Here is a 6603-nt window from a genome sequence, read left to right as displayed (position 1 = left end):
GTGTCGGGCGCCGACACGCCGGGGTCCCGACACGCCCGGGGGGTGCAGTTTCAATTGAAACTGCGGAACCCAGGCACGGCGGATCACAGTTTCCATTGAAACTGTGGTCCACCTGGTGGGATCGGGTCCGCCTGGGGCGGAGGTGGTCAGCCCGGGCCGGGGCCGAGGGGGCCCTTGCCGCCGGGGCCGCGGCGGCGGAGGTAGCGCTCGAACTCCGCGGCGATGGCATCACCGCTGGTCTCGGTCAGCTTGACCTCGGCGTCCCCGCGCTCCTCCAGCGCTCGGACGTAGTTGCGGACGTCCTCGTCCTCCTCGGCCATCTCGCTGACCGTCTGCTCCCACTCCTCGGCCTGCTCCGGCAGGTTGCCCAGCGGGACCTCGACGTCGAGGGCGTCCTCCACCCGGTGCAGCAGCGCCAGCGTCGCCTTCGGCGACGGCGGCTGCGAGACGTAGTGCGGGACCGCCGCCCAGAACGAGATCGCCGGGATCCCGGCCTGCACGCAGGCGTCCTGGAAGATCCCGACGATGCCGGTCGGGCCCTCGTAGCGGGAGCGCTCCAGGCCGTACCGGGCCGCCGAGTCGGCGTCGTAGGCGGCGCCGGTGACCGGCACCGGGCGGGTGTGCGGGGCGTCGGCGAGCAGCGCACCCAGCGTCACCACGGTGCGAGCGCCGATCCGCTCGATCTGCTCGACCAGTTCGGCGCTGAAGGCGCGCCACCGCATGTTCGGTTCGATGCCGTGCACCAGCACCACGTCGTGCGCGCAGCCCGGCGGGCGGCAGACCGACAGCCGGGTGGTCGGCCAGGTCACCTGGCGGGTGATGCCGTCGACCAGCTTGACCGTGGGGCGGGTGACCTGGAAGTCGTAGTACGGGTCCGGGTCGAGCTCGCCCAGCGGTTCGGCGTCCCAGATGAGCTGCAGGTGCTCGATCGCGGAACTGGCGGCATCCCCGGCGTCGTTCCAACCCTCGAAACCGCAGATCACGATCGGATCGGTCAACTCGGGTGGTTCGGCGCGCGTGTGTTCATCGGTGTGTGCGTCGCGATCGGTCACTGACCCAGCCTACGACGCCGGGCCGACGCCAGCGCCGGACGTACCGGGCGCGCCTGGATCGCGATCCGAGGTCGGTTTGACGGCCGCAGCGGAGGGCCAGACCCTTGAGCTCGAGCGCCTGCGGAGCGGATGGCCGGAGTGGACCAGAACGAGCCGGGGATCTCCCCGCGATCGAGGTTGCGGCTGTCCATCGGACGGCGGCCGCGGGATCTTGCGCAGCTGGGTCTGGTCGGCGGTCTGCTGGCGCTGAGCGTGCTGCTCGTGCTGGTGCCGGCGAACCCGGTGGAGCTGGCGATCTACGACCAGCTGAGCCGGATCCCGGCGGTGTCGGATCTGCTGTGGGTGGTGCTGAGCTGGCTCGGCTCGTGGGCGGGCATCGCCGCGGTGACCGCGGTGGCGGCCTACTTCGGCTGGATCCGGGTGGCGTTGCTGTGCGCGGCGTCGGGCGCGGTGACCTGGGCGTTGGCGCTGCTCATGCACGAGGTGCTCGGGTTGCGCCAGCTGTCGCCGACCGGGCCGCCGGGCGGTCTGCCGTTCCCCGCCGAGGAAGTGGCGATCGTGACCGTGCTGGCCGTGATCGTCGCGCCTTACGTGGGTGGTTTCGCCCGCTACGCCGGGTGGGTGCTGGCGGTGCTCGTCGGCGTCGCCGTGGTGCACCTGGGCGGGCACCTGCCGCTGGCAGCGGTGGGCGGGGCGCTGCTGGGCTGGGGCGTCGGGACGCTGTTCCACGTGGTGTGGGGCGCGCCGGGGCGGCGGGTCTCCGACGCGATCGTCCGGGACGAGTTGGAGCAGGCCGGGCTGGCGCCGCTGTCGATCATCGCGCTGCGGCACCGGTTCCTGGAGCCGCGCGAGTTCGCCGTGCGGACCGAGGACGGGGCGACGCTGCGGGTCAAGGTGGTGCGGCGGATGAGCCGCCGCGCCGGTGCCTGGTACAAGATCAAGCGGCTGCTCGCGCTGCTGGACGTCCAGGACGAGCCGCGGCTGTCGACCCCGCACCACGAGGTCGAGCACGAGGCCTACGTGACGCTGCTGGCCGAGCGCGCGGGCGTGCGCACCCCGCCGGTCGTGCTGGCCTGCGACGTCGAGCACGCACCCGCGCTGCTGGTGGTGCGCCAGGTGACGGGCAGGCGGCTCTCGCACATGCGCGCGGAGGAGGTCGACGACGAGCTGCTGGCGGAGATCTGGGCGCAGCTCGCCGCGCTGGCCGAGGCCCGCATCGCCCACCACGACCTGCGGGCGAAGAACTTCCTGGTCGACGCGCAGAACCGGCCGTGGCTGCTCAGCTTCACCTTCAGCTTGGCCGGTGCCGGCCCGGCGCGCTGCGAACGGGACCTGGCCGAGGCGCTGGTGTCGATCGCGTCGGTGGTGGGCGCCGAGCGCGCCGTGCGCACCGCGATCGCCGCCCTGCCCGCCGAACAGCTGGAAGGCGCGCTGCGCAATCTGCTGCCGATGGCGCTGCCGCGGCGGATCCGAGCGCAGGCCCCGCACGGGCGGTTCCTGATGGCCGAGGTCCGGGAGGCGCTGGCCGACGGGCTCGGGCGGCCGATCCCGGGGTTCCGGTCGCCCGTCCGGCCGGTCACCGTGGTCGGGCTGCTGCTCATCGGCGCTGCGGTGTACCTGCTGCTGCCGGAGCTGTCGAGCATGAACGACGTGCTCGGGGCCGCGCGCCACGCCAACTGGGGATGGCTGGCGGTGGCGGTGCTGACCGGTTTCCTGGCGATCCTGTTGTCCTCGATCTCGGTGCAGGGCTCCAGCTCGGTCCCGCTGCCGTTCTGGCGCACCCTCGCGGTGCAGGTCGCCGCCGCCTTCACCGGCCGCACGACGCCCGGCGGCGCGGGGTTCTTCGGGATCAACGTCGTCTACATGGAGCGGCTGGGCCTGCGGCGACCGCTCGCGGTCGGGGTGACGCTGCTGAACCAGGCGGGCACCGGGGCGGTGGCGTTCGTGGTGGCCGTGGTCGGCGTGTTCACCGTCGGCCTGGCCGGGACGTTCACCCACCTGTCCATCCCGACCGGCTGGCCGGTGCTGGTGGGCGCGATCGCGGTGGTGGGGGTCGCCGTCGTCGTGATCGCGTCGCCGTTCGGGCGGCGGCGGATCGCGGCGCCGGCGCTGGAGGTCGGCCGGGAGCTGCTGGAGACCCTGCGCGATCCGATCCGCGCGCTCCAGCTGTTCGGCGGCGCGCTGGGCTACCTCGTGGTGTCGGGCCTGGGCCTGGCGGCGTCGCTGGCCGCGCTGCACCCGGAGTTCTCCTGGGTGGGGGTGACGGTCGTGTTCATCATCGGCAACACCCTCGGCCACCTGGTGCCCTCGCCCGGCGGACTCGGCGCGGTGGAAGCGGTCCTGTTCGCCGGCCTCGGCGCGATGGGCGTCCCGGCGACGGCGGCGGTGACGGCGGTCCTGCTCTCCCGCCTCCTGACCTACTGGCTCCCGGTCCTGCCCGGAATCGCCATGTTCCGCTACCTCCAGCGCAAGGCCATCATCTGATCGGGTGGCCTTGATCGGTCGAGGCGCACTTCACCTCGCGAAACCAGCGACGAGGGATTGGACACTTTCGCTGGGGCGGGAGGGGTTCGCGGTGCTGTACTGGACGCCGACCTCGGTCCGAACCACCTCTGGAGGAGATCTCCGCGTGACCCGCGACGCCGGTCCGAACTCGCCCGCCGCCGTCCTGTTCGACATGGACGGGACGCTCGTCGACTCCGAGAAGCTGTGGACGATCGCGCTGGACGACTACGCCGCGCATCGCGGGGGTGAGCTCACCGACGCCACCCGGGAAGCCATGGTCGGCTCGAACATGACCCGCAGCATGAAGATGCTGCTCACCGACGTCGGCGTCCCGGCCACCGAGGACGAGATCGCCGCGGCCGCCGGCTGGGTGGCCGACCGGATGGCGGAGCTGTTCAAGCAGGGCCTGCCGTGGCGGCCGGGCGCGCAGGAAGCCCTGCGCGAGGCCCGCGGGCTCGGCGTGCCGGTCGCGCTGGTGACCTCCACGATCCGCTCGCTGACCGAGATGGCGCTGGAGACCCTGGGCCGCGACACCTTCGACCTCACCGTCTGCGGCGACGAGGTCGACGGGCACAACAAGCCCGAGCCCGAGCCGTACCTGAAGGCCGCTCGGCTGCTGGGCGTGGACGCGGCGGACTGCGTCGCCGTCGAGGACTCGCCGACCGGTGTGGCCAGCGCGGAAGCCGCCGGGTGCCTGGTGATCGCCATCCCGTGCGAGGTGCCGCTGCAGCCCGGCCCGCACCGGGTGCTGCACGAGTCCCTTCTGGACGTCGACTTCGGTGCTCTCGGCGAGCTGTTCGCACGAGCTGCGTGATGATCGACGTCCCGATCGTGCTGGCCGGATTCGGCCCGGTCGGCCGGGAGTACGCCGAACTCGTCCACCGCAACCGCGCGCAGTGGCGCGACCAGCACGGGGTCGACCTGCGGGTCGTCGCCGTCCGCGGCCGCAGCACCCAGACCGAGGTCGACGGTGCCGTGCCGCCGCGCGAGCAGTGGACCGACGCGGAGCCGCTCGCGGAACTCCTCGCCCGCACCGGAGCCCGAGTGCTGGCGCAGGCCGTTCCTTCCGACGGCGGCGATCAGCCGGGACTGGACGCATTGCAGGCGCTCGACCAGGGCGCGCACGTCGTCACCGCCACCAAGTCGCACCTGCTCACGCACTGGAGCCGGCTCGACGAGGCGGCCCGCCGTGCTGGGCGCTCGGTCCGGATCTCCGGGGCCACCGGGGCTGCGATGCCCGCTGGTGACGTGGCGCGATCGGTGCTGCGCGGGTTCGACGTGGACGCCGTGCACGGTTGCCTCAACGGCACCGCGACGTTCGTCCTCGACCAGCTCGCGGAAGGGCGGACGCTGGATTCCGCCGTCGCCGAAGCGCAGCGCCGCGGCATCGCCGAAGCCGATCCGACGGCGGACCTCTCCGGCGCCGACGCCGCGACCAAGATGCGCCTGATCACCGGCCTGCTGTGGGGCTGGGACGTGGCGGACGTGCGGGTCGAGGCGGAACCGGTCGAGGAGCGGCGCGCCGTCGAACCCGGGCACCGGCTCCGGCAGGTCGCCAGCGCCCATCGCGACGAGCCGGGCCTGGTCCGGGTGGCCGTGCGAGCCGAGCCCGTCGGCAGTCCGCTCGGCGCGCTGGTCGGTCCGGAGAAGGCGGTGCGCTACGACTGCGGCGACGCCGGATCGGTCACCGTCTCCGGCGGGCGCTCCAGCCCGCGGGGCGCCGCCCGAGCGATGATCAAGGACACCATCGGCGCAGCGCTGGAAGCCACCGCGGGCCTGCGATGACCGCGTCGTACCAGAGTGTGGAAACCAGCGGGTCCGCCGTTCGGACCGCTCACCTGAGATGCAAGGATCGTGAACCGTGAAGACCTTCGACGAGTTGTTCGCCGAACTGCAAGAACGCGCCAGCACCCGCCCCGAGGGCTCGTCGACGGTTGCCGCCCTCGACGCCGGGGTGCACGCGCAGGGCAAGAAGGTGCTCGAAGAGGCCGGTGAGGTGTGGCTGGCCGCCGAGCACGAGTCCGACGAGCAGCTGGCCGAGGAGATCTCCCAGCTGCTGTACCGCCTCCAGGTCATCATGCTGGGGCGCGGCCTGTCCCTCGAGGACGTCTACCGCTACCTGTGAACCCACAGGTCCCCGAGAACGCAAGAAAGAAGGAGACTGCTCCCATGCTGCGCGTTGCAGTGCCCAACAAGGGCACGCTGGCCGGTCCCGCATCCGAGATGCTCGCGGAAGCCGGGTACCGGCAGCGCCATGAGCAGCGGGACCTGACGGTGCTCGACGCCGCCAACGACGTCGAGTTCTTCTTCCTGCGCCCCAAGGACATCGCGATCTACGTCGGCTCCGGCGAACTGGACCTGGGGCTGACCGGTCGCGACCTGGCGCTGGACTCCGGTGCGGCCGTCGAGGAGCGGCTGGCGCTGGGCTTCGGCGGCTCGACCTTCCGCTACGCCGCCCCGGCCGGTCCGCGCGAGTGGACCGCGAAGGACCTGCAGGACAAGCGGATCGCCACCTCCTACCCGAAGCTGGTCACCGACGACCTGGCCCGGCACGGGGTGACCGCCGAGGTCATCCGGCTCGACGGCGCGGTGGAGATCTCCATCCAGCTCGGCGTCGCCGACGCCATCGCCGACGTGGTCGGCTCCGGTCGCACCCTGCGCCAGCACGGGCTGGTGGCCTTCGGCGACCCGATCTGCAAGTCCGAGGCCGTGGTGATCGAGCGCAGCGGTTCGGACGGCGACCCGGTCAAGGAGCAGCTGATCGCGCGGCTGCAGGGCGTGGTGTTCGCCCAGCAGTACGTGATGCTGGACTACAACTGCCCGCGCGACCTGCTCGACGAGGTCACCAAGATGACGCCGGGCCTGGGTTCGCCCACGATGGCGCCGCTGGCCGACGAGAACTGGGTGGCGGTGCGCGCCATGGTCCCCCGCAAGGAGGCCCCGGCCATCATGGACCGCCTGGTCTCCGTCGGTGCCAAGGCGATCCTGTCCTCGGACATCCGAGCCTGCCGCCTCTGACACCGGACGTGCGGGTGCGGGCTGGAGC

At 72.4% G+C, this 6603-nt stretch carries 6 protein-coding genes; 5 read left to right on the top strand and 1 reads right to left on the bottom strand.

Annotation, left to right across the window (positions count from 1 at the left end; genetic code table 11):
* Positions 1 to 146: 146 nt before the first annotated feature.
* Entirely contained in the window at positions 147 to 1052 is a 906-nt protein-coding gene (locus ABTZ89_RS33650; protein WP_502949636.1) for a PAC2 family protein, read from the bottom strand.
* A 129-nt stretch (positions 1053 to 1181) separates the two neighbouring features.
* Between ABTZ89_RS33650 and ABTZ89_RS33645 the strand changes: the two genes are divergently transcribed.
* The 5 genes from ABTZ89_RS33645 to hisG all read left to right on the top strand — a co-directional run bounded on the left by ABTZ89_RS33645 (position 1182) and on the right by hisG (position 6575).
* Positions 1182 to 3536 carry a lysylphosphatidylglycerol synthase domain-containing protein gene (locus ABTZ89_RS33645; protein WP_351052413.1) on the top strand — a complete coding sequence of 785 codons (2355 nt, stop codon included), beginning with the start codon at positions 1182 to 1184 and terminating at the stop codon, positions 3534 to 3536.
* A 145-nt stretch (positions 3537 to 3681) separates the two neighbouring features.
* A complete protein-coding gene (locus ABTZ89_RS33640; RefSeq protein WP_351052410.1) occupies positions 3682 to 4371 on the top strand; it encodes an HAD family hydrolase in 690 nt (229 codons plus the stop codon).
* A complete protein-coding gene (locus tag ABTZ89_RS33635) occupies positions 4371 to 5342 on the top strand; it encodes a homoserine dehydrogenase (protein WP_270954574.1) in 972 nt (323 codons plus the stop codon). The genes ABTZ89_RS33640 and ABTZ89_RS33635 overlap by 1 nt, the downstream gene beginning before the upstream one ends.
* A gap of 76 nt (positions 5343 to 5418) precedes the next feature.
* A complete protein-coding gene (locus tag ABTZ89_RS33630) occupies positions 5419 to 5682 on the top strand; it encodes a phosphoribosyl-ATP diphosphatase (RefSeq protein ID WP_093346056.1) in 264 nt (87 codons plus the stop codon).
* Between the two features lie 44 nt (positions 5683 to 5726).
* Positions 5727 to 6575 carry an ATP phosphoribosyltransferase gene (gene hisG / locus ABTZ89_RS33625; RefSeq protein ID WP_270954575.1) on the top strand — a complete coding sequence of 283 codons (849 nt, stop codon included), beginning with the start codon at positions 5727 to 5729 and terminating at the stop codon, positions 6573 to 6575.
* Positions 6576 to 6603: the final 28 nt, after the last annotated feature.

The sequence above is a fragment of the Saccharopolyspora sp. NPDC002686 genome (assembly GCF_040295745.1).
Lineage (GTDB): Bacteria > Actinomycetota > Actinomycetes > Mycobacteriales > Pseudonocardiaceae > Saccharopolyspora > Saccharopolyspora oryzae.
Note: the sequence above shows the minus strand (reverse complement) of the source record. Positions and strands in the feature narration are given on the sequence as shown.

Coding starts and splice junctions, on each gene's coding strand:
- ABTZ89_RS33645 (WP_351052413.1), top strand. CDS start 1,182: ATGGCCGGAGTGGACCAGAACGAGCCGGGGATCTCCCCGCGATCGAGG.
- ABTZ89_RS33635 (WP_270954574.1), top strand. CDS start 4,371: ATGATCGACGTCCCGATCGTGCTGGCCGGATTCGGCCCGGTCGGCCGG.
- hisG (WP_270954575.1), top strand. CDS start 5,727: ATGCTGCGCGTTGCAGTGCCCAACAAGGGCACGCTGGCCGGTCCCGCA.